23 protein-coding genes are annotated in these 24375 nt (G+C 61.2%); 16 read left to right on the top strand and 7 right to left on the bottom strand.

Features of this window, described 5'->3' with window-relative positions; translation table 11 throughout:
* The first annotated feature begins 5 nt into the window (after positions 1 to 5).
* From AACS24_RS13625 to AACS24_RS13660, 8 genes are read left to right on the top strand one after another with little or no spacing between them, the layout of a single operon-like run.
* On the top strand, positions 6 to 2147 hold the full coding sequence (locus AACS24_RS13625; RefSeq protein WP_108571005.1) for a GumC family protein: 2142 nt from the start codon (positions 6 to 8) through the stop codon (positions 2145 to 2147).
* Complete coding sequence (locus AACS24_RS13630; protein ID WP_108571006.1) at positions 2144 to 3358, top strand: lipopolysaccharide biosynthesis protein; 1215 nt, start codon at positions 2144 to 2146, stop codon at positions 3356 to 3358. The genes AACS24_RS13625 and AACS24_RS13630 overlap by 4 nt, the downstream gene beginning before the upstream one ends.
* Positions 3355 to 4734: a capsular biosynthesis protein gene (locus AACS24_RS13635; RefSeq protein ID WP_258222937.1), complete on the top strand. Its 1380-nt coding sequence runs from the start codon at positions 3355 to 3357 to the stop codon at positions 4732 to 4734. The genes AACS24_RS13630 and AACS24_RS13635 overlap by 4 nt, the downstream gene beginning before the upstream one ends.
* Positions 4731 to 5741: a glycosyltransferase family 2 protein gene (locus AACS24_RS13640; RefSeq protein ID WP_108571007.1), complete on the top strand. Its 1011-nt coding sequence runs from the start codon at positions 4731 to 4733 to the stop codon at positions 5739 to 5741. The genes AACS24_RS13635 and AACS24_RS13640 overlap by 4 nt, the downstream gene beginning before the upstream one ends.
* Positions 5738 to 6955 (top strand): glycosyltransferase family 4 protein, encoded by a 1218-nt coding sequence (locus tag AACS24_RS13645; RefSeq protein WP_033115231.1) that lies wholly within the window; start codon positions 5738 to 5740, stop codon positions 6953 to 6955. Before AACS24_RS13640 ends, AACS24_RS13645 begins: the two co-directional genes overlap by 4 nt.
* Positions 6952 to 7443: a serine acetyltransferase gene (locus AACS24_RS13650; RefSeq protein WP_050513473.1), complete on the top strand. Its 492-nt coding sequence runs from the start codon at positions 6952 to 6954 to the stop codon at positions 7441 to 7443. Before AACS24_RS13645 ends, AACS24_RS13650 begins: the two co-directional genes overlap by 4 nt.
* Positions 7430 to 8557 (top strand): glycosyltransferase family 4 protein, encoded by a 1128-nt coding sequence (locus AACS24_RS13655; RefSeq protein ID WP_108571008.1) that lies wholly within the window; start codon positions 7430 to 7432, stop codon positions 8555 to 8557. Before AACS24_RS13650 ends, AACS24_RS13655 begins: the two co-directional genes overlap by 14 nt.
* The gene (locus AACS24_RS13660; RefSeq protein WP_108571009.1) at positions 8554 to 8961 is read left to right on the top strand and encodes a hypothetical protein; all 408 of its coding nucleotides are present in this window, start codon (positions 8554 to 8556) and stop codon (positions 8959 to 8961) included. Before AACS24_RS13655 ends, AACS24_RS13660 begins: the two co-directional genes overlap by 4 nt.
* Positions 8962 to 8993: 32 nt before the next feature.
* Here AACS24_RS13660 and AACS24_RS13665 read toward each other — a convergent pair whose 3' ends face one another.
* The 6 genes from AACS24_RS13665 to blrA form a co-directional block, all read right to left on the bottom strand.
* Positions 8994 to 10391 (bottom strand): DUF4832 domain-containing protein, encoded by a 1398-nt coding sequence (locus tag AACS24_RS13665; RefSeq protein WP_108571010.1) that lies wholly within the window; start codon positions 10389 to 10391, stop codon positions 8994 to 8996.
* Positions 10392 to 10526: 135 nt separating this feature from the next.
* The gene (gene creD, locus AACS24_RS13670; protein ID WP_108571011.1) at positions 10527 to 11876 is read right to left on the bottom strand and encodes a cell envelope integrity protein CreD; all 1350 of its coding nucleotides are present in this window, start codon (positions 11874 to 11876) and stop codon (positions 10527 to 10529) included.
* Between the two features lie 117 nt (positions 11877 to 11993).
* Positions 11994 to 12473, bottom strand: a complete 480-nt coding sequence (locus AACS24_RS13675; RefSeq protein ID WP_108571012.1) for an Lcl C-terminal domain-containing protein — start codon at positions 12471 to 12473, stop codon at positions 11994 to 11996.
* A gap of 111 nt (positions 12474 to 12584) precedes the next feature.
* On the bottom strand, positions 12585 to 13379 hold the full coding sequence (gene blaOXA, locus AACS24_RS13680; protein ID WP_108571013.1) for an OXA-12 family class D beta-lactamase: 795 nt from the start codon (positions 13377 to 13379) through the stop codon (positions 12585 to 12587).
* A gap of 77 nt (positions 13380 to 13456) precedes the next feature.
* On the bottom strand, positions 13457 to 14878 hold the full coding sequence (blrB, locus tag AACS24_RS13685) for a beta-lactam sensor histidine kinase BlrB (RefSeq protein ID WP_108571014.1): 1422 nt from the start codon (positions 14876 to 14878) through the stop codon (positions 13457 to 13459).
* The gene (gene blrA, locus AACS24_RS13690; protein ID WP_108571015.1) at positions 14875 to 15546 is read right to left on the bottom strand and encodes a beta-lactam response regulator transcription factor BlrA; all 672 of its coding nucleotides are present in this window, start codon (positions 15544 to 15546) and stop codon (positions 14875 to 14877) included. Before blrA ends, blrB begins: the two co-directional genes overlap by 4 nt.
* A gap of 122 nt (positions 15547 to 15668) precedes the next feature.
* Here blrA and AACS24_RS13695 point away from each other — a divergent pair, with 122 nt between their 5' ends.
* Positions 15669 to 16442, top strand: coding sequence for a DeoR/GlpR family DNA-binding transcription regulator (locus AACS24_RS13695; RefSeq protein ID WP_041210464.1), 774 nt, complete (start codon positions 15669 to 15671; stop codon positions 16440 to 16442).
* Between the two features lie 56 nt (positions 16443 to 16498).
* Positions 16499 to 18331: a glutamine--fructose-6-phosphate transaminase (isomerizing) gene (gene glmS, locus AACS24_RS13700; protein WP_108571016.1), complete on the top strand. Its 1833-nt coding sequence runs from the start codon at positions 16499 to 16501 to the stop codon at positions 18329 to 18331.
* Positions 18332 to 18391: 60 nt separating this feature from the next.
* On the opposite strand, the gene AACS24_RS13705 is transcribed toward glmS, so the two are convergent.
* Positions 18392 to 19168, bottom strand: a complete 777-nt coding sequence (locus AACS24_RS13705) for a helix-turn-helix transcriptional regulator (protein WP_033115220.1) — start codon at positions 19166 to 19168, stop codon at positions 18392 to 18394.
* 210 nt (positions 19169 to 19378) lie between these two features.
* Here AACS24_RS13705 and AACS24_RS13710 point away from each other — a divergent pair, with 210 nt between their 5' ends.
* From AACS24_RS13710 to AACS24_RS13735, 6 genes are read left to right on the top strand one after another with little or no spacing between them, the layout of a single operon-like run.
* Positions 19379 to 20140: a DUF3450 domain-containing protein gene (locus tag AACS24_RS13710; protein ID WP_181364176.1), complete on the top strand. Its 762-nt coding sequence runs from the start codon at positions 19379 to 19381 to the stop codon at positions 20138 to 20140.
* On the top strand, positions 20137 to 21444 hold the full coding sequence (locus AACS24_RS13715) for a MotA/TolQ/ExbB proton channel family protein (protein WP_108571017.1): 1308 nt from the start codon (positions 20137 to 20139) through the stop codon (positions 21442 to 21444). The genes AACS24_RS13710 and AACS24_RS13715 overlap by 4 nt, the downstream gene beginning before the upstream one ends.
* The gene (locus AACS24_RS13720) at positions 21441 to 21971 is read left to right on the top strand and encodes a MotA/TolQ/ExbB proton channel family protein (protein WP_108571018.1); all 531 of its coding nucleotides are present in this window, start codon (positions 21441 to 21443) and stop codon (positions 21969 to 21971) included. The genes AACS24_RS13715 and AACS24_RS13720 overlap by 4 nt, the downstream gene beginning before the upstream one ends.
* Positions 21968 to 22369 (top strand): ExbD/TolR family protein, encoded by a 402-nt coding sequence (locus tag AACS24_RS13725; protein WP_005339369.1) that lies wholly within the window; start codon positions 21968 to 21970, stop codon positions 22367 to 22369. Before AACS24_RS13720 ends, AACS24_RS13725 begins: the two co-directional genes overlap by 4 nt.
* The gene (locus AACS24_RS13730; RefSeq protein WP_108571019.1) at positions 22366 to 23028 is read left to right on the top strand and encodes an energy transducer TonB; all 663 of its coding nucleotides are present in this window, start codon (positions 22366 to 22368) and stop codon (positions 23026 to 23028) included. Before AACS24_RS13725 ends, AACS24_RS13730 begins: the two co-directional genes overlap by 4 nt.
* Positions 23029 to 23030: 2 nt before the next feature.
* Positions 23031 to 24209: a hypothetical protein gene (locus AACS24_RS13735; RefSeq protein ID WP_108571020.1), complete on the top strand. Its 1179-nt coding sequence runs from the start codon at positions 23031 to 23033 to the stop codon at positions 24207 to 24209.
* Positions 24210 to 24375: the final 166 nt, after the last annotated feature.

Consider the following 24375-nt stretch of genomic DNA (forward strand, 5'->3'; position numbering starts at 1 on the left):
TCTTCATGACTTCATTGTTGGTTGAAAATGGCCGTGCGCTAGAGAGCCGCCTCGATTTCAGCGGCCCCTGGCGGGTGCTCAAGGCAAACTGGTGGAAGGTGGTGCTGTTTGCCGCCGTGGTGACCCTGGCTGCTGCCCCCTTTATCCTCAGCATGCCGCCTTACTACCAGTCCAGTGCGACCCTGCTGCTGAAGGCGGATGCCAATAGCGCTTCCCCTATCGAGCCCGTCTATCGGGTCGATACCAGCCGCCGCGAGTACTACAACACCCAGTTCGAGCTGCTCAAGTCACGCCGGGTGGCCGAGAAGGTGGTTACTCATCTGGGTTTGGCCGAGTTGCCGGAATTCAACGGGCAGCCCAATCCGGACAGCTGGCTGAGCCGCATCAAGGGGCTCTGGAGTGCCGGACATCAGGAGGATGCCTCCTCACGCCACCAGCATGCGCTGGAGTATCTGGCCAGACACCTGACCGTCTCGCCGGTGCGCGATACCCAGCTGGTCAGCATCGGGTTCGAATCCCGTTCTCCCGAGCTGGCCGCCAGCGTCGCCAATGAGGTGGCCCAGACTTACATCGATCTCAATGTGGAGGAGCGGGTCGATGCCAACACCACGGCATCACACTGGAACCAGAGCCGGCTGGTGGAGATAAAGGCCAGTCTGGAGAAGCAGGAGAAGCAGCTCGGCGATTTCCTTGCCCGCAATGATCTGCTGACGTTTCGCGGCGTAGATGGCCTGCAAAGCGAAGAGCTCGGCATCATTACCAACAAGTATGCGGATGCCCGCGAGCGGCGGCTGGCGGCGCAGGCCGAATTCCAGTCCATTCAGGAGTACGGCCGCAATCCGTCGGCGCTGGCCTCCCTGCCCGAGGTCTCCAACCATCCCCAGATGCAGGATCTGCGCATCGCCCTCATCAAGGCCCAGCAGGAGCTCTCCGAGCTGGCCAAGCGTTATGGCCCCAAGCATGACCGCATTCTGCAGGCAGAGGCGCGCATCAAGGCGCTCAATACCCAGTCAAACCAGCTGATGCGGGAGATTGCCGACGGTATCGAGGATCGCTACCAGAGCAGCCTGCGCAAGGAGCAGGAGTACCTCGCCCAGCTTGACGAGAAGAAGCGGGAGTTCTCCTCGCTGGCAGTCAAGAAGGATGAGTACAACAACCTGAAGAACAATATCGACAAGACCCGTCAGCTCTATAACGAGCTGTTCCGCCGTCAGGAAGAGACCCGCCTGAACGCTCAGCTGCACGAGTCGAATGCCATCCTCTACGACGCGGCATCGGTGCCCTTGTTGCCAGCCAAGCCAAACAAGATGCTGTTTCTGCTGATGGTGGTGGTCATGGCGGGCATGGTTGCCGTGCTGGCCGTCATCACCGCTGGAGCGCTGCGCAATACCCTGGATCGTCTGAGCCAGCTGGTTTCCCAGCTCGGTGGTCGGGTGCTTGGCGAAATCCCGCGGCTGGCAGCCCTGCAGGATCAGAGTGCCCTGCTGCGGGTGGGGGCGGTCAATCCCAGAGTGGGGGCCAGTGCCGATGACCTCTACGCCATCATGCGGCTGGAACCGGGTCAGCTGCAGCGCATCATGATCACCTCGACCCGTGCTGGTGAGGGCAAGTCGACGCTGGCGGCCCTCTGCGCCGCCAGCTTTGCCCGCCATGAGCGGGTGCTGCTGGTGGATGGGGATCTGCGCCGGGGATCCCTCGGTCGCCAGTTACTGGGGCAGGCAGCCAGACCGGGGTTGGCCGAGCTGCTCGCTGGCGAAGCCGACCTGGCTGCCTGTCTGGTGCAGAAAGAGGGGGTGACCCTGCTGCCTGCTGGCCAGCCGGTCTCCTCCCCGCTGGCGCTGCTTGGTTCGCCACGCTGGAGCGAACTCCTGGCAGCCCTGGCCGGGCAGTTTGACCGCATCATAGTGGACACTCCTGCGCTGGAGGTCGGCAAGGATGCCCTGCTGCTGGGGCAGCCGTTGGATGGTGCCATTCATGTGATCCAGTCCGGCCAGCTGCCGGCCAGCCGGGTGCTGAGCGTGCTGGCACAGCTGCGGGATGCCAGAGTGGCGGTGCTGGGGGCTGTGCTGACCCAAGTCGCCGAGCGGGATCTGGAAGGGGCGGAGAACCTGAGATTCTGTGGTGCACCCACCCGGGGCGCGCTATGAAACTGCTGCGCAGCATCACCACCATAGGTGGTGCTTCCGTGCTATCCCAGCTGATCGGGGCGTTCTCGGTCTGGTCACTTTCGCACAAGTTCGACATGGCTGCGGTTGGGCTCTATGCCCTCAGCTACAGTCTGGTGCTTATCGGTGCCCAGCTTGCCACCTTTGCCTCGCAGCTGTTGCTGCCCAAGCTGGAGGAGGCCGAGCTGCCCGGCAACCTGATCTTTTCCCTGTTGCAGGTCTGGCTGCTCCCCATCCCCTATGTGCTGGTGGTGGTCTGCTTTTTCTCGCTGCCGCTCTGGCCGCTCTACCTGCTGACCGTGACCCACGGGCTGATCCTCATCGCCGAGAATCTGGCGCTGCGGGCCGGTCACTACCAGCGGCTCGGTTTGCAGCGCATCTCGGCCTCCGCCGTGGTGCTGCTCTGCCTGCTGCTGGCCACTGACATGGCGCACTTCTATCAGTTATGGGCCTGTCTGTTGCTGCTGGTGATCGGGGGCTGGTTGTGGTCTGCCTTTGCATGGAGTCACTCCATGCTGAAGGAGGCGACTCCTCACCGCCTGCTGCACTTCTTCTTCCGCCATAAAGCCCATCTGGCTGGTGTCGGCAGTGCCGAGGTGCTGGCGATGGTGACGGCCAATCTGCCGACCGTGCTGATCAACTTCTGGTTTTCCCCTCTGGTGGCGGGCTACTTTGCCGTGGTCAACCGCTTCTGCCTGGCGCCCGTGGTGATTGTCGGCAACGCCATCCGCCACTCCATCTTCTCGCGATGGTCGGAGGATTTTCGCCTGCGCCGTTTCAACGGAGAGGAGTTTCGCAAGGTGAAGTGGCTGCTGCTGGCGATGGGCAGTGCGGCCACCCTCGGGATCCTCATCTGCTATCCGCTGGTGATGAAGTGGTTCTTCAATGCGGAGTGGATCGCCTCCATCGATACCTCCCGCTACATGTTGCCCTATGTGTTTACTGCGGTGGCCATCTGCCCGCTGACGGTGATAGAGCTGGTGTTTGGCTCGCCCGGCTACTTTTTGCGGATCCAGCTTGAGCAGCTGCTGGTCGTGGTGATCGCCTTCGTGCTGTTGCCCTGGTTGCATCAGGAGTACGAGCTCTGCGTGCTGGCCTTCTCTCTGCTGACTGCGGTGCGCTACGGCTTCGTCTTTTTGCGGGTCAACCGCCGGGCTGCCGAGTTGCAGGGGCGGATGGAGCTGGCCTCGTGAACAGTGCCCTCATCATGCAGGCCAATCTGCTGCTGTCGCTGGTGATCTGCGGCCTGGCCCAGTACGTCACCGGTATTACGGCCTTCCTCTGGCTGCCCTTCCTGCTGGCGATTGCCACCTTGATGTTGCTGCCGCTGCAGACGCGTTACAGCCCGTTGCGGCTCGACTATCAGGAGAAGGTGCTGCTGCTGCTCTACTGTGGCTTGCTGGTGCTGGCGCTGCTGGGCACCCTGCTTCAGCAGGGGGGCATGGTGACGATCATCGGTTTCAAGAACGAGCTGGCACTCTCTCTGCTGCTCCCCTGCCTGTTGCTCGGCTTCTGCCGCGAGTCACAGATTTACCGCATCATGAAGCTGGTGGAGTGGGTCTTCTACCTGCAGATCCCGGTGGTGCTGTTTCAGGTGCTGGTGGTGGTGCCGAAACGGGTGTTACTGCGCGGCGAGTTTGAGAAGTGGGACTCGGTGGTCGGCACCTTCGGGGGGGATCCCATGGGGGGCGGCAATACCGGTGCACTCGGCTTCTTCTGCCTGCTGGTGATGCTGATCAAGCTCTCCGAGTTTCGTCACGGCCTCATTTCGCGTCGTTCGGTCGCTTTCCACATTCTTGCAGCCTTTGCCATCTGCGTGCTGGCCGAGGTGAAGTTCGTCATCCTGCTGTCCCCCTTGCTGCTAGCCTGGGTCTGGCTCTCGCCAAGCTATGTCAGGGGGATGAAGAGCTATGACATCAAGCGTCTGCTGCTGATTGCGCTGGCGATGACGGCGCTGGTGGCAGTGGCCGTTCTGGTGCTGGCTGCCTCCTACTCATCCGCATTCGAGGGGGCCGGACAACAGGGGGCCATTGAGCTGTTTATCGACTCCCTCGGCTATATCTTCGATCCCAACCACATCAACCCGGAGACCGGCGAGTTGGGGCGGGTAACGACGCTCTTTTTCTGGGCCAGCAACGGTGATCACCACGGTCTCAGCAATCTGCTGTTTGGCTATGGCCTCAACACCACCAACCATGGCAGCACCCTGCCCGGTTTTCTCAACCCCCTGTTCAACGTGCTGCTCGACTCCACCTCCCTCAGCGTGTTGTTGTGGGAGGTGGGATTGATGGGCACCCTGATCTTCATCGCGCTGATCGTTCTGCTGCTCTGGTGCTGCCGTCCCCGTCCGTTGCTGGATCGCCAACTGCTGAGCACGGCAGATGTGCGTCTGCTCAGCTACCAAACCGCTTTCATCGCGTTCGGGATCGCCTGCCTGCTGAGCTTGCCTTACAGCCAGCTGCTGATGCTGATCCCGGTGCAGCAGTTCCTCTTCTATTTCGTGCTGGGTGCTGCACTGGTGATCCGTTCGTCGGTTCGGCAGGCCACCCGTTCCTGTGAGGTGTCATGACTCCATCCCCCCTTATCTCCGTCATCATCAAGACCTACAACGAGGAGGCAGGGATTGCCGACACCATAGCCAGCATCAGGAGCGCTCTGGCCGACTACTCCCACCAGATTATCGTGGCGGACAGTCTCTCGACCGACAGCACCCAGGCGATCGCCTGCCAGCTGGGAGTGACTGTCGTCAGCCTGACCAACCCGGCCGATCGCTGTTGTGGTGTGGGGCCACAGCTTGGCTACCTCTTCAGCGAAGGGGAGTTCCTGCTGCTGCTTGATGGCGACATGAAGCTGGAGTCGGAGTTTGTGCCGGCCGCCATTGCGCACATGCACTCCCATCCCGAGTGCGGTGGCGTGGCCGGGCGGGCCGAGATGGATGATGCCCACAGCTATGAGTTCAAGTCGCGCAAGCAGCGCATCAACCAGATCTATCCGCTGGGCGATTCGCGCTGGCTGTGTGGTGGCGGCCTGTTTCGACGCAGCGCCATCGAGCAGATCGGCTATCTCACCAATCGCAACCTGCACGGTTACGAAGAGGCGGAGCTGGGTATCCGGCTGCGTCAGGCGGGCTATCGGCTGGAGCGGCTCGATGTTCCCTTCTTCTTTCACACCTCCCACACCATGGACTCCCTTGCCCTGATCCGTTACCGCTGGCGCATGGGGTATCTGTTTGCCTGCGGCGAGCTGGTGCGCTCGGCGTGGGGGCAGCCCTATTTTCGCGAGGTGCTGTCGGTGATCCGCTCCGAGCTGCTGTTCGGGCTCTACCTGCTGGCACTGCTGCTCAGCGTGCTGCTTTTCGTAGCTGGTTTTCCGTTCTGGTTGCCACTGCTGGCGCTGGCACCGCTGGGCGGCTTCATCGCACTCAAGTGGTGGAAGAACCGCTCCCTGCAAGATGCCCTGCGCAGTGTCATGAACCTCTCCATCTATGCAGCCGGGCTGGTGCGCGGCCTGCTGTTGCCCCAGCGCTCCCCGCGCGAGGCGCCCGCCCATCGTCTGATCCAGGAGTCATTGCCGTGAAGGTGCTCTTTGCCAACAAGTTCTTTTTCATGAAGGGAGGGGCCGAGACCGTCCTTTTTCAGGAGCGGGAGATGGTGCGTCAGGCGGGTCATCAGGTGATCGACTTTGCCATGCAGCATCCGGATAACCTCCCCTCTCCCCAGAGCGGCTACTTTCCTACCAACGTCGATTATCACCAGCGGCACGGGCTCTTCGATCGGCTGAAGATAGCCGCTCGCTTCATCCACAATCAGGAGGCCTGTGATCGGCTGGCGGAGCTTATCCGTGCCGAGCGGCCCGATATCGTTCACTTTCACAACATCTACCACCAGCTCACCCCGGGGATCATCCGGGTGGCCAAATCACTGGGCTGCAAGACGGTGCTGACCGCGCATGACTACAAGGTGGCCTGCCCCAACTACAGCATGCTGGTCGATGGCGAGCCGTTCGATCTGACCCGGATCGAGGGGTCCTGGCTCAAGCTGTTTCGCCATCAGTGGCAGGAGGGGTCGTGGGGCAAGAGCCTGCTGCTCTCTGCCGAGGCAGCCTGGCAGCAGTGGCGCCGCAACTATGAGCAGGTCGATGCATTGGTGGCGCCGAGCGCCTTCATGGCCGGGAAGCTTCGCACCAGGCTGCCCGCTTCCCGCATCGAGGTGATCCTCAATGGCATAGATATCGAGTCGAGCCGCGAAAGCGGAGAGGATCGGGGGTACTTTCTGTTTCTCGGCCGCCTGATGACCGAGAAAGGGGTCGAGACGCTTGCCCGTGCCCATCAGCGCATGACGCGGCCGGCGGGCCTCAAGATTGTGGGCGGCGGCCCGCTGCTGGCGCACCTCGGGCAGCATTATCCCAATGCCGAACTGCTGGGGTTCAAGCAGGGTGAAGAGTTGCTCGCTCTGCTGCGCCACGCCAAGGCCGTGGTGGTGCCGTCCGAGTGGTACGAGAACTGCTCCATGTCGGTACTGGAGGCGATGGCCTACGGCAAACCGGTGATCGGGGCTCGAATTGGCGGGATTCCGGAGCAGATCCGCGATGGTCTCGATGGCCTGCTGTTCGAGGCAAGCAATGCCGACGAGCTGGCCCGTTGCATGGACAGGCTGGTGGCCGAGCCGGAGCAGACAGCGGCCATGGGGCGTTCGGCCCGTCAGCGGCTGATCGACAGCTACTCCCTCGCCAGCCACCAGCAAGCCCTGCTGGCGCTCTACCAGTCGTTGCTGGAGGAGAAACAGAGATGAGTTTCTGGCACGAGTTGAAAGCCGAACTGGCGCTCAATCCGAGCAAGACGGCGCGCCTGTTCCTGCTCTGCTACCGGCTGGCACAGGGAGGCCGCTTTATGAGGTTGCCCGGCTTGTTGCTGCTCAAGGGATTCAAGCTGCTGTGCGGCCTCGATATCTCGCCACGAGCCCGGCTGGGTTGGGGTCTGCGCCTCTATCACCCGCAGAATATCGTCATCGGTGACAGTGTGCAGATGGGGCGTGACTGCACTCTGCGCCACAACTGCACCCTGGGCAACAAGAGTGATCGCCAAAGCGGCCAGCTCCTCTCGCCCATCGTGGGGGACGGGGTCGAGTTTGGCACCGGCGCCATCGTCATCGGGGCCATCGCCATTGGTGATCATGCCTGTGTCGGTGCCGGCGCCGTCGTCACTCGTTCCGTTCCGGCTCGCGCCGTTGTTGCGGGCAATCCCGCCAGAATCATTCGAGAAGATCATGAAGCAGATTAGTGTGAGCGTGCTCGGTACCCGGGGGATCCCCCATGTACTGGGCGGTGTCGAAACCCATTGTCAGTCCCTCTATCCGGAGCTGCATCGCCAGTTCGAAGTGGCCGCGACCGTGCTGGCTCGCGCCCCCTATGTGAATTACCGAAGCGGCGAATTTGAAGGGGTGGCACTCAAGGCGTTGCCCGCACCCAAAAAGAAGTCGCTTGAGGCGATTCTTCACTCTCTGCTCGCGGCTTTTTACTGCCGCCTTCACCCTTGCGATCTGGTACATGTCCATGCCATCGGCCCGGGGCTGGTGGTGCCGCTGCTGAGGTTGCTCGGCAAGCGGGTGGTCTTTACCCATCATGGCCCTGACTATGACCGCCAGAAGTGGGGGGCGCTGGCCAAGTGGGTATTACGCCTTGGCGAGCGCTGGGCGGTACGCTATGCCAGCGAGGTGATCGTCATCTCCGAGGTGATCAACGAGGCGATCCGCCGCCAGTATGATCGCCAGGATGCCCACCTCATCTACAACGGGGTGAAACGGGTCGAGCTGCCGGCAGCGGACAAGAGGGAACTGACGCTGGCCCGCTTCGGGCTGACCGCTGGCAGCTATCTGGTGGCAGTGGGCCGCTTTGTCGAGGAGAAGGGACTGCACGATCTCATCGCAGCCTACCGCCAGCTCGATACGGAGCTGCCGCTGGTACTAGTGGGGGATACGGATCACCCGACCCCCTACAGCGAGCGCCTGCAGCGGATAGCGGATGAAACACCGGGGGTGATCCGTACCGGTTTCCTCAATGGCGAGGCGCTGATCAGCGTCTTTTCACAAGCCGCTCTGTTTGCCATGCCCTCCTATCACGAGGGGTTGCCGATCGCCCTGCTGGAGGCGCTCTCCTTCTCCCTACCGGTGGTGGTGAGCGACATTCCCGCCAATCTGGCGGTGGCGCTGCAACAGGAGTGCTATTTCCCGGTCGGCGATGTGAGTGCGCTGGCTGAGCGACTCAACGCCCAGCTGACTCGCGGCAAGGTCGATTACAGCGACTATCTGCAGCGGTATGACTGGCAGCGGATCGCCGGCCAGACCATGGCGGTCTACCGCAAGGCCCTGGGCCAGCCCGAAGGAGAGAACCAATGAGCCAATTACCGCAGAAACCGCAGGGGGTGATCGACCGCTTCTACCGGGCCCTCTCCCCAGAGGTGGCCGAGAGCCTGAGCGAAACCCAGCGCGACGGCATCGAGCAGGCGCTGCGGCTGATGAGTGATGGCAAGTCGCACGCCATCAACGTCAACAGCGCCTTCGGCATCGGTCGCTGGCGCTGCTATCTGGTCGTGCTGATGGGACGGGATCGCCGTCACCGTGGGCGGGAGAGCGGCTTTCGCTTTCACCTCAAGGTGCTGCTGACCACTTTGCTGTTGCTGATGGGAATTTGCGGCATGGTGCTGCTGCTCTATCTGGTGAAGTCAGCCCTTGGCATCGACATCTTCAAGCACTTCTCGTTCGGGGTGTGGGATCTGTTCAAAAAGAGCGTGCTGATGTGAAGAAAGAGGGCTCCTGCGGGAGCCCTCTTGCATTACTGGATGTCGATCTCGGCCAGACGATACCAGCCACTCTCTTCCAGACCGGCAATGCCGAGCTGCAGGGCGGGCTGCTTGTCCTGACCGATGAAGGCCAGCTCCAGATAGTAGTGACCGCGTGCCATCCGGCCCGGCAGGGTCAGGCTGTCGCGAGTGGTAGCCTTGCTGTCCGGGATCCAGCGGGTCATGTCGTTGCGGGTCACCAGCATGGCGCCGACCTGCCCTTCCTCGTTGACCAGCCGGTAGGTGAGCGGCCAGTTGCGATAGGCCGGCGCTACCCCGTCATTGTGCCAGTCGCCGTTGAGGGTAAGGGTAGCCCCCGGCTTCATGGTCCCCTTGAGGGTCAGCTGGTCCAGCACGATGCGATAGCCCAGCTTGCGCAGGGCATTGTCGACGATGGGTCGATATTGGGGCGGAACCGGATCCGACTTGAGATTGATGGTGGAGGCGTGTTGGGCCAGCGCCCAGTCAAAGGTGGCCTTGACCTCCTCCATGGTGTACTGCTGCTGGCTTGGCCACTCGCTCAGCTTGCCGCACACCTCGAAACTGACCGGCGTCCGCTGCCAGCTGGAATCGAAGTTCGCCACATCGGCGTGGGCGCTCGCCAGTCGTTCCGGGTAGGCATTGCGCATGTGGCTCCAGCTTTGGGAGAAGTGGTGCCAGTCGCCGAGGCAGTCTGCCCGCCAGCCAGCTCCCTTGCCCACGGCATACTCGAACATGGGCAGGTTGTTGATCAGCATCAGCTTGGGGGTTCGCGGAAAAGCGGCCATCTGCAGGTCAACATAGGGTTTGAGCTGCTCGCTGCTGTAGCGCTGCTCCAGCGTCGGGCCGGGGAAGTTGCTCATGTGCCACTCCCCCCATGAACCTATCATGCCGATGTCGACATGACTCAGCGCCGGGTTGCCATCGTAATGGGCGCCCAACGCCTGAAACAGCCGGGTGGCACGGGCGAGGAACTGCGGGTCGCTATAGTCGGGCACAAAGGTCTGGTGGTTGTTCACCCACTCTCCCCTGATTCCCTTGTTGATGAGCCAGGCCGGGATCTTGCTGCCAGAGAAGGGCTCATCAAGGGTCATGACTCTGAGGGCGATCGACTGTTTCGGGGTGGCGTGTTGCGCCTGATCGATGGCCCTGTCAATCAGGGCAAAGTTGTATTCGCCCTCCTGTGGCTCCAGCTCGCTCCAGTAGAAGCGGAAATAGTCGACCGTGCTGACCGGATGTTCGGCCAGAGAGAGGGGATGACCCCAGCTGTTGTGAAACTCTTCGATGCCGACGCCGGGATTGTGCAAGAGGTCGTCGACCGGTTCGGGATGAATGGTGAGGGTACCTGCCAGCACGCCTTGTGCCCATAGCAAGCCGGAATAGAGCAGGATCCTGCCCGGATGCATTTTCATGTGATCGTCCGCCAGTGGAACATGGTTGCATGCTAGACAAATTGGCCGGCAAAGGCCCAGCCGGTTCAGTTATTTTTGAAAAGAACCGACTGAAGCCTTCGTTGTTTCGGTCAGAGATTGACGGAGGTTGTGCCCTCAGTCGTCATTGCCATGTCCGGCTGGGCGGGACTCGACACTCTGTTGCCCCATCACCTGATACCAGTCGAGCTTGCGGGTCAGCATCATGATCAGCGCCAGTGTGGCGAACAAGAGCAGGGCGCCGAGCAACAAGGCGATCTCTTCGGCCTGCAGCAGGCTGTAGAGGATGGCATAGACCAGCCCGAGCAGCGCCGCGAAGCCGATCCCCTGCTTCTGGCCACCCAGCACATGGCTGAGGTAGAAGCCGTTGAGCAGCACGCTGGCCAGTGCGGCCACCAGATAGGCCCAGCCAAAGCCGAGGTGTTCGGTCAGCGCCAGCAGCACCAGATAGAAGATAGCCAGCCCCATGCCCACCAGCGCGTACTGGATCGGGTGAACCCGCAGCCCCTTGAGCAGCTCGAACATGAAGAAGCTGATAAAGGTGAGGCCGATGAAGAGCAGAGCATATTTGGCTGCCCGCTCGTTGAGCTGATAGTGATCCACCGGCTGCACCAGACTGACGCTGAAGGTCGGCAGCACTCCATCCCCGCCATTCATCGCCCGGTTGAAGCGGCTCTCCATGTCGGTGGCGAACCAGCTGGTCTGCCAGCTGGCGTTGAACCCCTCCAGATTGAGGCTGCGACTGGCCGGCAGGAAGTCGCCTATAAAATTGGGGTGTGGCCAGTTGCCTGCCAGTTGCAGCTTGCTCTCCCGCCCGAGCGGCACCACTTCCAGCTCGTTCATCCCCTGCAGATTGAGCTCCAGATGGAAGGTGCCATCCTGCTGCGGCAGGCTGTCGAGAGGAGCATGGATCCCGGCCAGGGTGCTACCGAGGCGAGCACCCGGAGCAAAGGGGGTTCGCTGCTTGCCGAGCTGCAACTCGGGCACGCTGTTGATGCCGCGGGCATCAGAGAGCACCAGACTCAGGTAGGGTTTGCCTGCCACCAGCTCGTTATCCCCGGCGAGCGGCGCACTCTCTTGTAGTTGAGCTGCTGTCGGCAGACGGCCGGAGAGGGAGAGCCGGGTCTGATAGACCTGCGCCTGATAGATGCCGAGCTTGCGCGGGGTCACCTCCATGGTGGCCTGCACGTCGAGTTGTTCCGGCAGCAGGTAGCGATAGGTCTGCTCCTGACGGACGAAGCGCTTGCCATCCTGCTCGACCGTCACCGAACGGGTATAGGGCTGCACGATAATCGGCCCCATTAGCCGTTGCGGGCCACTGCTGCTGGCCATGATGCTCTGGATCGCCTGATTGCGGTAAATCTGCCGCTCCCGGTTCAGCTCCATGATGGATTGCACCGGCACCATCAGCAGTAGGCTGAGCAACAGCAGCAGAAAGATCTTGTGGGTGAATATCTGTTTGACCATGACACGTCTCCTTGTTCTGTGGAGCGAGTCTGTCAGTCCGGCGTGAAGTGGTGATGGGCTTGTGTGAAGTGGCGGTGAACTGTTGAAAAACGGCGCTATCAGGCGCCGTGGGATTGTTCAGGGGCGGGAGCGCACCAGCCGGGCGGCTTGCGCGAAGCGATCGGTATGACCATCGATCACCCCGTGTATAAAGTCGATGTAGTAGACCAGTTCCGGCATCTCCTCGATGGTGCTGGATGTCCAGTAGGGAGCGGCATTTTCCCCGTTGTCATGGATGTCCGGAAAGAAATTGGGGTCTGTCATCGGCGCCCGGCAATCTTCGTCGAGCAGGGTGAAGAGCTCCTCGATGGTGGGCAGTCGCCACCCCTCGCCAAGACGGGCCGCTTCATCCTTGGCTTCAAGCAGCGTCAGCAGGGCCGGTGTGCCCACGCACCCTTTCCCCTCCTGCCACTCGCTGCCGAGGCTGCACGCCTGCCACTCCAGCTGATTGAGCCGATCATGGATGATTCCCCCCTGCCGCGTCAGGCGGTCGGAGAGGTCGCAGGCGGCCAGCGCCATGCTGGCCGGAAGCCAGAGCAGCCACAGGAATAATTTCATTTTTGTCTCTTGTACGGATGGCGGTCAGCCCGGTGTCGGCGGGCTGACCCTGATGATCGGAGCGGGCTGCGAAGCCTTGGCCTCCAGCCCTGTCGTCAGGTTATGTGGGGATCAGAGCTTCTTGAGTTGCGCGGGCAGTGCGGCCAGCACCTCTTCTTTCGCCTTGAGGGAGGCGAATTGCTTGCCCGGTTTCTGCACCACGGTGTGGACGAAGATGAGCTGCTTGCCCGGTTTGCTGGCCCAGCCAACGAACCAGCCGATCTGCTGATCGCGGTTGAGGCTGCCATCCAGCTTCTTCGGGTAGCCCATGCCGGTCTTGCCGTGGATCTGCCAGCCGTCGATCTCGTTCACCTTGAGGATATTGGCGGTGTACTGCAGGGTTTGCGCCGAGACCGGCAGCTTGCCGCTCACCATCTTGCCGAGGAAGCGAGCCTGCTCCTCCGGACTGATGGCGAGGCTGGAGCTGAGCCAGGCCTGAGTCAGACCGTCATGCTTGCCCGGATTGCCGGAGAGATCCCGGTTGCCGTAGTCGAAGCGGTCGACATACTGCTGGAAACGCTCCATCCCCAGCCATTCGGTGATCTGCTGGGAGAACCAGACCACCGAGTAGGTTTCCCAGCGGCGCGGGGTAGTGGTTTCGCGCCAGGCGGGCAGCCAGCCGTCATAGCTCGGTTTGTAGGGCAGCGCAGGATGCTCTTCATCCACCAGAAAGCCGCTGTCATAGCCCATCAGCGCTAGCGGGATCTTGAAGGTGGATGCGGGCGGCAGCTGGCTGGAGCAATCCCCTTCGCTGGAGAGGGTCTGACCGTTGCCATCGGCATAGAGAAAACAGCCGCTGGCGGCGGAGGCCGGCACTGCGCAGAGCAGACCGGTAGCCAGCAGGCCGGAAAGAAGCAGGCGAGACATGGGCGATTCCTTGGGTTGATAAGTGAAAGAGCGGCAGGATAGCGCCGCTCTGTGTGGTCAATGTGAAGTGGCCGTTGCTAGATGAGCGGCAGCCAGAATTCGGCGATGGCGCCACCTTCCGGCCGGTTGGCGAGGGTCAGACGGCCGCCATGCTGGTGGGCCACCTCATGGGCGAAACTGAGCCCGAGGCCGCTGCTCTTGCCCTTGTCGGGGCGCGGCAGGGAGTAGAAGCGCTCGAAGATCCGTGGCAGGGCGTAGTCGGGAATGCCGGGACCACTGTCGGTTACCCGAAAACAGTAGCCATCCTCCTGCTGGGTGCCACTGAGAGTGACGCTGGCGCCTGCCGGTGAAAAGTCGATGGCGTTGTCCAGCAGGTTGCCGATGGCCTGCTCCACCAGCAGCGGGTCCCACTTCTGTTTCGGCGCGCTGGCCAGCTCGGCCACCAACTCGACCTGACGGCGCTGGGCGATAATCTGGCGAGCATCGAGGGTGCGCTTGCCCAGTTTTGCCGGTTCCACCGACTGGCGGTCCAACCCCTGCCCCGACTCCAGCCGCGCCAGTTGCAGCATCCGCTCGATCAGCTGCTGCATGCGGGCACTCTCCTGATTGATGTTGCCGATAAAGCGCCTGGCCACCTCGGGCGGCGGCGTTTCGGCCAGGATCTCCCCTGCCCCGCGAATGGCCGCCAGCGGGCTCTTCAGCTCGTGGGTCAGACTATGGACGTAGTCCTCGATGTAGCTTTTGCCATCGAGCTGGTGGCGCATGGTCTCCAGCGAGCGACCGAGCCGATCCAGCTCGACGGTGTGCAGTTGCGGCAGTGGCGCCGCCTCCCCTTTGCTGACCGATTCGGCATAGTGCACCAGTTTGCCGATGGAGCGGTTGAGCCACCAAACCAGCAGACTGCCGATCAGCAGCGAGATGAACAGCATCTGGCCGGCGGCCTGCAGCAGCTCCCGTTCGCCCCGCTCGATGGCGGGCATCAGGGTGCGATTGGGTTTGGCGACGGTGAGAGAGCCGATGATCTCTGTCCCCTCCCGCAGCGGTGCCGCCACATACATGGTCGAACTGGCGGCATCGTCGGGATCGGTGCGGGTGCTGCGGGCGCCATACTGACCGCGCAGGGTGCGGTAGACATCGTTCCAGCGGGAATAATCCTTGCCCAGATCCGTGCCGTCGGAGTCGTAAATCACCATCCCCTGCCGATCCGTCACATAGATGCGGTACTCCGCCTGCTGTTTGAGGTGGCCGTCGATCATCGCATTGATGGGATTCTGGTTGAGGCGGGCGAAGGCGCTGGCCAGCCGCCCGTTCATCATATTGCCCTCTTGCAGATCATCGAGCGCCAGCGGCGCCAGCAGCTGGGTCATGTCGACCAAGGTATCCTCGGTGGCGCTGCGCACTCCGGGTTTGATCTCCTCGACGAAGATCTCCAGCACGAACCAGGCGGCCAGCGCGAAGATCAGCAGCAGGCCGCACAGCAGTTGCAACCCGAGTCTCATGCCAGCTCCAGGCTGTAGCCCAGTCCGCGGTGGGTGAGGATCAGGTTGGCTTCGGGATCATGCTCGCGCAGCTTGGCGCGGATGGTCTTGATGTGGGTATCGACGGTGCGATCCAGACTCTCTTCCGCATCCTGCCACACCAGATCCATCAGCTGCTGGCGGGAGTAGACCCGGCCCGGCGCCTGCATCAGGGTCTTGAGCAGCAGATATTCGTAACGGGTGAGGGCCAGTGGTTGACCGCGAAAGTGAATACGGGCTCGCTCCTCATCCAGTGCCAGTAACGGGGCTGGCTGGGCCGAGGGCGGGCTGCGGCGCAGGATGACCCGCACCCGGGCACACACCTCCCGCGGCGAGAAGGGTTTGGCCACATAGTCGTCGGCGCCGATCTCCAGCCCGATCAGCCGATCAATCTCCTCGCTGCGAGCAGTGAGGAACATCAGGGGAGTGTCGGTCAGCGTTCTGACCTGCTTGCAGAGCTCGAAACCGCTGATGTCTGGCAGCCCCACATCGAGGATCAGAAAGTCGGGCCGGCTCTGGGCCAACCGACTCAGCAGTTGCTGGCCCAGAGTGAACCACTCCACCTCGAAGCCATCGGTCTGCAGGGCATAGATCAGGGTGTCGGCGATGCTGGCCTCATCTTCCACCAGCCAGATAACTCTCTTTTGCATGGCATCCTCGTCGCAAATCGGCTCCTCATTCTGGCATTGAAGCAAAGCGGATCCTATTTGATGTTTTATTTTTCCAAAAAAGGCGCTAATATTTCGATGTTCTTTCGAATCGAAACTTAAAAATGACCAAACGTAATACTCAGCAGCGCCGTCACACCATAGTCACCCTGGTACAAGAGCAGGGGGAAGTGAGCGTCGATGCTCTCGCCAAACACTTTTCTACCTCTGAAGTGACCATCCGTAAAGATCTGGCCGTGCTGGAGACCGGTGGTCTGCTGCTGCGTCGCTATGGTGGCGCCGTCCCCCTCCCCTCCGAGATGGTGGTGGAGTCGAACCCCGAACAAGTTTCGAATCGAAAGTTAGCGATTGCCCGTGCGGCAGCCGAACGGCTGCGTGATCACAACCGCGTCATCATCGACAGCGGCAGCACCACCAGCGCCATGATCCCGCTGCTTGGCAACAAGCGCGGCCTCATCGTGATGACCAACTCCCTCAATGTGGCTGGCGCCCTGCGCGAGCTGGAGAACGAGCCCACCCTGCTGATGACCGGTGGCACCTGGGATCCCCACTCCGAATCCTTTCAGGGTCAGGTGGCGGAGCAGGTGCTGCGCTCCTACGACTTCGACCAGCTCTTTATCGGCGCTGACGGCATAGACCCGGATCGTGGCACTACCACCTTCAACGAGCTGGTGGGGTTGTCACGGGTGATGGCCGAAGTGTCGCGAGAGGTCATTGTGATGGTCGAGTCGGAGAAGATCGGCCGCAAGATCCCCAATCTCGAACTTCCCTGGTCGAGTATCCATACCCTGGTGACCGACGAGGGGCTGGCCAGCGAGGCCAGAGAACAGATTCAAGCCCAGGGGGTGACGCTTATCTGCGCCCCGGTCACTTGCTGACATCGAGCTCTGAACCATCCAACTGACTTTACGATTTGCATCTCAAGGAGAAGTGTATGTGTGGCATCGTCGGGGCTGTTGCCCAACGTGATGTGGCTGAAATTCTGGTAGAGGGCCTGCGCCGTCTGGAGTACCGCGGTTACGACTCGGCCGGTGTGGCCGTGTTCAGCGCCAGCCAGCCGCTGCAGCGGGTACGCCGTCTGGGCAAGGTGGCAGAGCTGGCCAAGGCGCTCGATGAGCAGTCCGTCCACGGCGGTACCGGCATCGCTCATACCCGCTGGGCCACTCACGGCGAGCCCTCCGAGCGCAACGCCCATCCCCACGTCTCCGACCATATCGTGGTGGTACACAACGGCATCATCGAGAACCACGAAGAGCTGCGGGAAACCCTCAAGGGGCTGGGTTACGAGTTCAACTCGGATACCGATACCGAGGTGATCGCTCATCTGGTGCACCACGAGCTGAAAGCCGCCGACTCCCTGCTGGCTGCCATGCAAAAAGCGGTGAAGCAACTGCGTGGCGCCTACGGTACTGTGGTGATGGACAGCCGTGACGACAGCCGTGTGGTCGTTGCCCGCTCCGGTTCACCGCTGGTGATTGGCCGCGGTATCGGCGAGAACTTCATCGCTTCCGACCAGCTGGCCCTGCTGCCGGTAACCCGTCGCTTCATCTTCCTGGAAGAGGGTGATGTGGCCGAAGTGACCCGCCGCGACGTGCACATTTTCGACGTCACCGGCAACCCGGTTGAGCGTGAGGAGAAAGAGTCCGATATCTCCCACGATGCTGGTGACAAGGGCGAATATCGCCACTACATGCTCAAGGAGATCCACGAGCAGCCCAAAGCGATCACCAACACTCTGGAAGGGCGTCTGGGCAGCGATCACGTGGTGGTCGAATCGTTCGGCAACGGCGCGCGCGCCATCTTCGAAAAGGTGGAGCATGTGCAGATCGTCGCTTGCGGCACCTCCTATCACTCCGGCATGGTCGCTCGTTACTGGTTTGAAGAGATCGCCGGCGTCTCCTGCGACGTGGAGATCGCCTCCGAATTCCGCTATCGCAAATCGGTAGTGCGCCCCAACAGCCTGCTGATCACCCTCTCCCAGAGCGGTGAGACCGCTGATACCCTGGCCGCTTTGCGTCTGGCCAAGGAGTCCGGTTACATGAGCTCGCTGGCAATCTGCAACGTGCCGGGCTCCTCGCTGGTGCGTGAATCGGCGCTGGCCTTTATGACCCGTGCCGGTGCCGAGATCGGTGTTGCCTCCACCAAGGCATTCACCACCCAGCTGGCTGGCCTGCTGATGCTGGTGGCCTCCGTCGGTCATTGCCGTGGCAACCTGAGTGCGGCCGCCGAAGCCGAGCTGGTCAAGGCGCTCCACGCCCTGCCCCAGCGCATTAAAGAGAGCCTGGCGCTGGCCAAGCAGATCGAGACGCTGGCCGAAGAGTTTGCCGACAAGCAGCACAGCCTGTTCCTCGGTCGTGGCAGCCAGTACCCCATCGCCATGGAAGGTGCGCTCAAGCTTAAAGAGATCTCCTACATCCACGCCGAAGCCTATGCTGCTGGCGAGCTGAAGCACGGCCCGCTGGCGCTGATCGATGCCGAGATGCCCATCATTGTGGTGGCGCCGAACAACGATCTGCTGGAGAAGCTGAAGTCCAACGTGGAAGAGGTGCGCGCCCGTGGCGGTATTCTCTACGTCTTCGCCGATGCCGATACCGGCTTCAAGAGCGACGAGACCATGCGGGTCATGAACCTCAACCATGTGGAAGAGGTGATCGCCCCCATCGTCTATACCGTGCCGCTGCAGCTGCTCTCCTACCACGTTGCTCTCATCAAGGGCACCGACGTGGATCAGCCGCGCAACCTGGCAAAATCGGTGACGGTCGAGTAAGTCGCTGTCAGAGATAAAAAAAGAGCCGCAGTTGCGGCTCTTTTTGTTGCTGGCCTCCGCTCAGGAGAGGCGCAGGTTGGTGATGGTCACCTCGTCGAGGGAGGGCACTATGATGCCGCTGGTGATCCCCTTGGCGATGGCCTGACTGCGGTTCTTCGAGTCGGTCTTGTTGGTGACCTGATTGAGATGGAAGTTCACCGTCCGTTCGCTGATGCCAAGGATGGTGGCGATCTCCCAGGAGGTTTTGCCCTCGCTGGCCCAGAACAGGCACTCCTTCTCCCGATCCGACAACTCGGTCAGGTATCTCATCAAATCGGGGCGGCTTTTGATCAGCTGCAGCGCCGAGTTGAAGATGTAGCTGGCGCAGAACGACAGCAGCGGGACATTTTCAAACATCAGATCTGTGTTGGATTTGTCCTTGGTGATGAATGAGAGGATACCGTGCTCCCCCTGCGGGGTGTGGAGCGGGAAGGAGACGCCGTTGCGCACCCCGAAATCGGCAGCCAGATTCATCACGTCGCGGCTGGCGCTGGGCAGCCAGGGCGAGTCGCAGTCGAGTTTGTTCCAGAAGATCGGCTGCGTCTGTTTCAGCCCCAGATAGACCACCGGATCCTGGGTCAGATACTGGTTTTCGCTGTAGGCATCGAACCAGCTGGTCGGACAGTTGTTGAACAGTGCCACGTGGGATTTTTGCATGCTGATAGGGAAAATAATCAGCAGCCGGAAGTAATCAAAGCCCATTTGATGACTAAAGCGCTCCAGCAGCTGCTGGATATCGCTGGTTTTTGTTGCCTTGGTGAACTTGTCGATATGTTCCCAGATAGCATCGTTGAGCATGACTTTCTCCTTTTTCGATCTCTATCACACTGATCGAAAAGATTTTTCTCGTTATTTATGTTTTTTTGAGATGGCACTCGATGCCATTTATCCGTGCGTGTCTAAAAATTATCCTGTTTTTGTGCATAAAGGCCAAGAAAATCCTCTCGTTGCCAGCCCTCACTCCATTTGAGATAATGATAATAGTTATCATTAATAAGACGTGATTCCATGAACAAGTTATGGGGTGTGGCACTGTTGCCACTGTCAGTCCACTTTGCCGCGGTCGGTGACGAGCTGGTTGCTCCCGCCCTCAAGAACAGCATAGCTGCCGGGAAAGCCTCCCAGCAGCGGGTGGAAAAAGCCGCCGATGCCGCCGTTGCCGCACGACTGGAGCTGCAAAATGCCCAGCTGCAACTGCGCGACCTCGAAGCCTACAACCGCTACATGCAATCTCTGGTGGCCGATCAGCAAAATGAGCTGGGTAAACTGAGCCAGCAGCTGGAAGCGGTACAAGAGACCCGTCAGGGCTTGATCCCGCTGATGCTGCAGATGCAGGCAGATCTGGAACAGCTGGTGCAAAACGACATCCCGCTGCGCAAGGAAGATCGTTTGGCGCGGGTGGAACAGTTGAAAGCGACGCTGGCCCGAGCAGACGTTAGCGAGGCGGAGAAATTCCGTCAGTTGCTGCAGGCCTATCAGATCGAAGCCGAATACGGCAGCCGGATGGACAGCTATTCCGCCGAGCTGGAGCTGGATGGTGCCCCGCGTCGGGTCGATGTGCTGGCGCTGGGTCGGGTCTCCCTGCTGGCGATGACTGCCGATCGCAGTCAGGCATGGCGCTGGTCTGCCGAGGCGAAGCAGTGGCAAGCCCTCTACAGCCAGTGGCTCTCCCCCATCGCCGAGGCGATGGATGTGGCCGCCGACAAGAAAGTTCCCCAGTTGCTCAATGTCCCTCTCTCTGTCAGCCGCAGTCAGGAGGCCCAATCATGAGAGTCACCATGAAGTGGTTTCCCCTCCTTATTGCCCTCTCCTGCGGTGCCAATGCCGCTGTCGCCAATGATGAGTGGCAACAGCAGGAACAGGCTCGCGAACAGCAGGCTCAACAAGATCTGGCATCTGTTTCCAAAGAGCTGAACAGTGCCCGCGCCAAATTGGCCGAGGCCCAGCGCCTGAGCAAAGAGCTGGCCGGCAAGTTTGCCAGCAACGAGAAGCAGCTGGTCGAGCTCAACGCCCGGTGGGAGCAAGCCTCCGGCGACATGAACGAGATCTTCGCGGTCACCCGTCAGGGTGCCAGCGATGCGGTCAAGCTGCTGAGCGAATCCGCTGTCGAGGGCCAGTACCCGGAGCGTCTCGCCCCGCTGAAAGCCATGGCACAGGATAAACAGGTGCCGGATCGCGCCGCTCTCGCCCTGCTGCCCGCCACTCTGCTGCAAGAGATCCGCGAATCTGGCCGGATTGCCCAGTTCAGCGGCAAGGTGCTCGATGCCCAGGGGGCTGCCAGCGAGCAGCCGCTGACCCGGGTTGGCAGCTTTGCCCTGCTGGGGAGCGAAGGCTTCTTGCAACCGACCGCCGAAGGCTTGAGCCCGGTACTGGGTCTGCCCGGTAGCGTACTCTCTGCCGTTGCAGCTTATCAGGGTCAGGAAGGGGAAGCGCTTCCGCTGGATCCTTCTCATGGCACTCTGCTGGCGATGCTGGCGCAAGCGCCCACCTTCTGGCAGCAGGTACAACAGGGTGGTCAGGTCGGAGCAATTATCGTGCTGCTGGCTGCCATTGGTTTGGGAATTGCGGCGGTACGGCTCTGGAGCCTCTCCCGCGAACTGGGTCGGGTTCGTCGCCAGCTCAAGAGCGGCGAATATCACGCCGACAACGCCCTCGGCCGGGTACTGACGGTGGCGGACAAACACCCCGAGCTGAGCATGGAGACCCTCGAACTGCGTCTTGATGAAGCGATCCTGCAGGAGACCCCTCGCATGGAGCGTGGCATCGGTATGGTCAAGGTGATCGCGGCCATCGCCCCAATGCTGGGTCTGCTCGGTACTGTGACCGGGATGATCGGCACCTTCCAGGCCATCACCCAGTTTGGCACCGGCGATCCCAAGATCATGGCGGGCGGCATCTCCATGGCGCTGGTCACCACGGTTCAGGGTCTGGTAGCGGCCATTCCGCTGATCCTGGCTCACAGCCTGTTGCAGTCACGCTTTACCGAGCTTTCCAATGTGCTGGAGCAGCAGGTGGCCGGCATTCTGGCCGAGCGCGCCGAGAGCAATAACGGCGGGATGGAGCGAGCAGCATGATGCTCGACATCTGGCAACAGCTGCAGAGCTTCATGGGCCGTGGCGGCCCGGTGCTCTGGGTCATTCTGGCCCTGCTGGTGCTGATGTGGATTTTGATGATCGAGCGGCTGCTCTACCTCAATCTGGGTTTCGGCCCGTTGCAGCAACAGCTGCTCGGCCGCTGGCAGGCACGCAGCGAGCGCCACAGCTGGCACGCCCGGGCGATCCGCAGTCGCTGGCTGGCGCAGGTAGAGCTGGAACTGAACCGTCATCTGATCTTCATCCGCACCCTGGTGGTGCTCTGCCCCATGCTGGGGTTGCTGGGCACAGTGACCGGCATGATCGGCGTATTCGATGCGTTGGCTGCGGCCAACCGCTTTAACCCGGAGAGCATGGCGGGCGGGATCTCCCGCGCCACCATCCCCACCATGGCAGGCATGGTGGTGGCGCTCTCCGGCGTGTTGTTACTCAGTCGGCTCGAGAGTCAGGCCAAGCGTGCACTGGCCAAGACCCGGGACGGCCTGCGAGAAGAGAAGGTAATGCAATGAGACGGCAATCCAAACGCCAGCGTGACGAAGTGCAGATCGACATGACCCCCATGCTGGATATCGTGTTCATCATGCTGATCTTCTTTATTGTCACCACCTCCTTCGTGCGCGAAGCGGGGCTCGAGGTACATCGACCCCAGGCCAGTCAGGCCAAGGCGCAGAAATCCTCCAGCATCATGCTGGCGATCGGGGCTCAGGGTCAGATCTTCCTCGACCGCAAGCAGATCGATGTGGAGCGGGTACAGGCCACCATCGCCCGCCTGCTGGCGGAGCAACCCGATGCCAGTCTGGTGATCCAGGCCGACGAACGGGTGCCCCACGGCAAGGTGGTGCGGGTGATGGATGAGGCCAAGGCGGCGGGTATCGCCAATATCGCCGTGGCGGTGGCGCCGAAATGAAATACAAGCTGATGAGCCTGGGGTTGGGGATTGCCCTCAGTCTGGGCATCCTGCTGTTTATGGCCACGCTGGTTGAACCACCCCGAGGCGAGAAGGTTGCGAGTGAGCAAAAATCTATCGTCATCAATATGCAGAACGAGGTGACCGAAGTACAGGTACGCGAGCGTCCGGTGCCGCAGGAACCCGAACCTCTGCCAGAGCCTCCTGCTGCATTGGCCTCGACACCGCTGCCGATGCCCGCAGCGGCCCCCTTGGCGGCCGTTGAGCCGAGTCTGGATCTGGTTTCCAGTCTCAGCGTTGTGCAGGTGTATGCCCCCGGCGTGGCGACCAGTACTGCACCGGTATTGAGTGGCAACTATCACGGCCAGCAGCAGGGTGCGGGTATCGGCGCCGGTGACATGTTGATGCCGTTGCAACGGATTGAGCCGGTTTACCCCTATCGTGCCCAGCAGTCAGGGATCGAAGGATTCGTCACCCTGCGCTTTAGCGTGAATGCCGAAGGTGGCGTGCAGGATGTGGAAGTGGTCGAGGCCAAGCCCAAGCGTCAGTTCGAGCGGGCGGCCATTCAGGCGATCAATAAGTGGCGCTATCAGCCGAGACCGGGTGCCACCGACAAGCTGGTGCAAGTCATCACGCTCAAATTCAAACTGGAGTCATAACTATGTTGCGGATCTGGATCTGTCTGCTGGCCCTGGTCGGCCAAGCCTGTCTGGCGATGGAGGTCAGCCCTCACTTCTCACGTCAGCTTGAACCCGTGATGAAGCTCTATCAGTCCGGCCAGTGGCAACAAGCCCAGAGCAAGGCATCCGGCCTCAAGCCAAATAGCGATGCCGAGCGTGCCTGGCTGGCGCAGCTGCAAGCCTCGCTGGCGGCCAATCTGCAACAGACCGCCCAGGCGAGTCGTTACGTCGAACAGGCCCTTGCCTATAAAGAGTGGCCCGAGCAGCAACAGCTCCAGCTGTTGCGACTGCGCGGCGATATTCAGGCCCAGCAATCCAACTGGTCTGGTGCCATCGCCAGCTACAAGGCGGCGCTGGCGCTCAAGCAAGACGATGCACTGCGCCTGCGTCTGGCCGGCCTCTATTACCACAACAAGCAGTACGGTGACGCCGCCAGCCAGAGCGAACAGTTGTTGAAAAAGGGTTGGCAGAAGCAGGCTGCCATCATTCGTCTCTCCGCCCTCACCGCTCAGCAACGTTATGGCGTGGCGGCCGATCAGGCGGCCGAGTTGATCAGCCACGAACCCAAAGAGAGCAAATGGTGGCAGCAGGCGGTGTCGCTCAACCTCTCCGCCAAACGGGGCGATCAGGCGTTGGCATTGCTGCAGACCGCCATCGACAAAAAACTGATGGATGACGCGTCTGCCCGCAATCAGCTGATCCGCCTCTATGCCTGGCAAGGGCTGCCTTATCGTGGTGCCCGTCTGCTGGAAGCGGCCATGGCCAAGGGACAGATGAAGCAAAGTGCTGAAAATCGTCAACTGCTGGCTCAATTGTGGGAAGGTGCCCGGGAGTGGTCACACGCGGTCGATAGCTGGCAACAGCTCGCCAACCAGCACGGTCAGCCCAAAGCGGCCATGCGCGCCGCCGAGTTGCTGCTGCAACAGGGCAAGACAGATGCCGCCATGACCCAGCTCGCCGCCATCAAGTCGGTAAAAGGCGAGCAAGGCAATCGTGCCAAAGCGTTGCTGGTGCAGGCACACCTTAATAAGGAGCAGTATGCCCAAGCGCTGGAACTGGCCCGTGAGCTGCAGCAGCAGGATAACTGGCAACAGAAGGCAAACAGCTGGGTCAACTATATCCGGGCACAAAGCGAAGAGTTGAGCAAAAAAGCGGCGTAAAAGAGGTGCCAAGGGGGTGTTTTGGGGCGTTCAGTTCGCTTTTTCAGCAAACGAACGCATTTTTGCAAAAAGCCCTTGTCATCGCGGCGCGGCTCCCTATAATGCGCCCCTACCAGCACGGCGGAACACGCCGAACTGATGAGCTAGCCTCTTGATGAGGTGGGCG

Source organism: Aeromonas sp. HMWF016 (genome assembly GCF_963878195.1).
GTDB classification, from domain to species: domain Bacteria; phylum Pseudomonadota; class Gammaproteobacteria; order Enterobacterales; family Aeromonadaceae; genus Aeromonas; species Aeromonas lacus.

Bases quoted from the DNA above. Each gene is read 5' to 3' on its own strand.
- AACS24_RS13730 (WP_108571019.1), top strand. From the start codon at position 22,366: ATGAAATACAAGCTGATGAGCCTGGGGTTGGGGATTGCCCTCAGTCTG.
- blrA (WP_108571015.1), bottom strand. From the start codon at position 15,546: ATGCAAAAGAGAGTTATCTGGCTGGTGGAAGATGAGGCCAGCATCGCC.
- AACS24_RS13655 (WP_108571008.1), top strand. From the start codon at position 7,430: ATGAAGCAGATTAGTGTGAGCGTGCTCGGTACCCGGGGGATCCCCCAT.
- AACS24_RS13665 (WP_108571010.1), bottom strand. From the start codon at position 10,391: ATGAAAATGCATCCGGGCAGGATCCTGCTCTATTCCGGCTTGCTATGG.
- AACS24_RS13625 (WP_108571005.1), top strand. From the start codon at position 6: ATGACTTCATTGTTGGTTGAAAATGGCCGTGCGCTAGAGAGCCGCCTC.
- glmS (WP_108571016.1), top strand. From the start codon at position 16,499: ATGTGTGGCATCGTCGGGGCTGTTGCCCAACGTGATGTGGCTGAAATT.
- AACS24_RS13675 (WP_108571012.1), bottom strand. From the start codon at position 12,473: ATGAAATTATTCCTGTGGCTGCTCTGGCTTCCGGCCAGCATGGCGCTG.
- AACS24_RS13715 (WP_108571017.1), top strand. From the start codon at position 20,137: ATGAGAGTCACCATGAAGTGGTTTCCCCTCCTTATTGCCCTCTCCTGC.
- AACS24_RS13640 (WP_108571007.1), top strand. From the start codon at position 4,731: ATGACTCCATCCCCCCTTATCTCCGTCATCATCAAGACCTACAACGAG.
- blrB (WP_108571014.1), bottom strand. From the start codon at position 14,878: ATGAGACTCGGGTTGCAACTGCTGTGCGGCCTGCTGCTGATCTTCGCG.
- AACS24_RS13630 (WP_108571006.1), top strand. From the start codon at position 2,144: ATGAAACTGCTGCGCAGCATCACCACCATAGGTGGTGCTTCCGTGCTA.
- AACS24_RS13710 (WP_181364176.1), top strand. From the start codon at position 19,379: ATGAACAAGTTATGGGGTGTGGCACTGTTGCCACTGTCAGTCCACTTT.
- blaOXA (WP_108571013.1), bottom strand. From the start codon at position 13,379: ATGTCTCGCCTGCTTCTTTCCGGCCTGCTGGCTACCGGTCTGCTCTGC.
- AACS24_RS13735 (WP_108571020.1), top strand. From the start codon at position 23,031: ATGTTGCGGATCTGGATCTGTCTGCTGGCCCTGGTCGGCCAAGCCTGT.
- AACS24_RS13725 (WP_005339369.1), top strand. From the start codon at position 21,968: ATGAGACGGCAATCCAAACGCCAGCGTGACGAAGTGCAGATCGACATG.
- AACS24_RS13695 (WP_041210464.1), top strand. From the start codon at position 15,669: ATGACCAAACGTAATACTCAGCAGCGCCGTCACACCATAGTCACCCTG.
- creD (WP_108571011.1), bottom strand. From the start codon at position 11,876: ATGGTCAAACAGATATTCACCCACAAGATCTTTCTGCTGCTGTTGCTC.
- AACS24_RS13720 (WP_108571018.1), top strand. From the start codon at position 21,441: ATGATGCTCGACATCTGGCAACAGCTGCAGAGCTTCATGGGCCGTGGC.
- AACS24_RS13660 (WP_108571009.1), top strand. From the start codon at position 8,554: ATGAGCCAATTACCGCAGAAACCGCAGGGGGTGATCGACCGCTTCTAC.
- AACS24_RS13650 (WP_050513473.1), top strand. From the start codon at position 6,952: ATGAGTTTCTGGCACGAGTTGAAAGCCGAACTGGCGCTCAATCCGAGC.
- AACS24_RS13705 (WP_033115220.1), bottom strand. From the start codon at position 19,168: ATGCTCAACGATGCTATCTGGGAACATATCGACAAGTTCACCAAGGCA.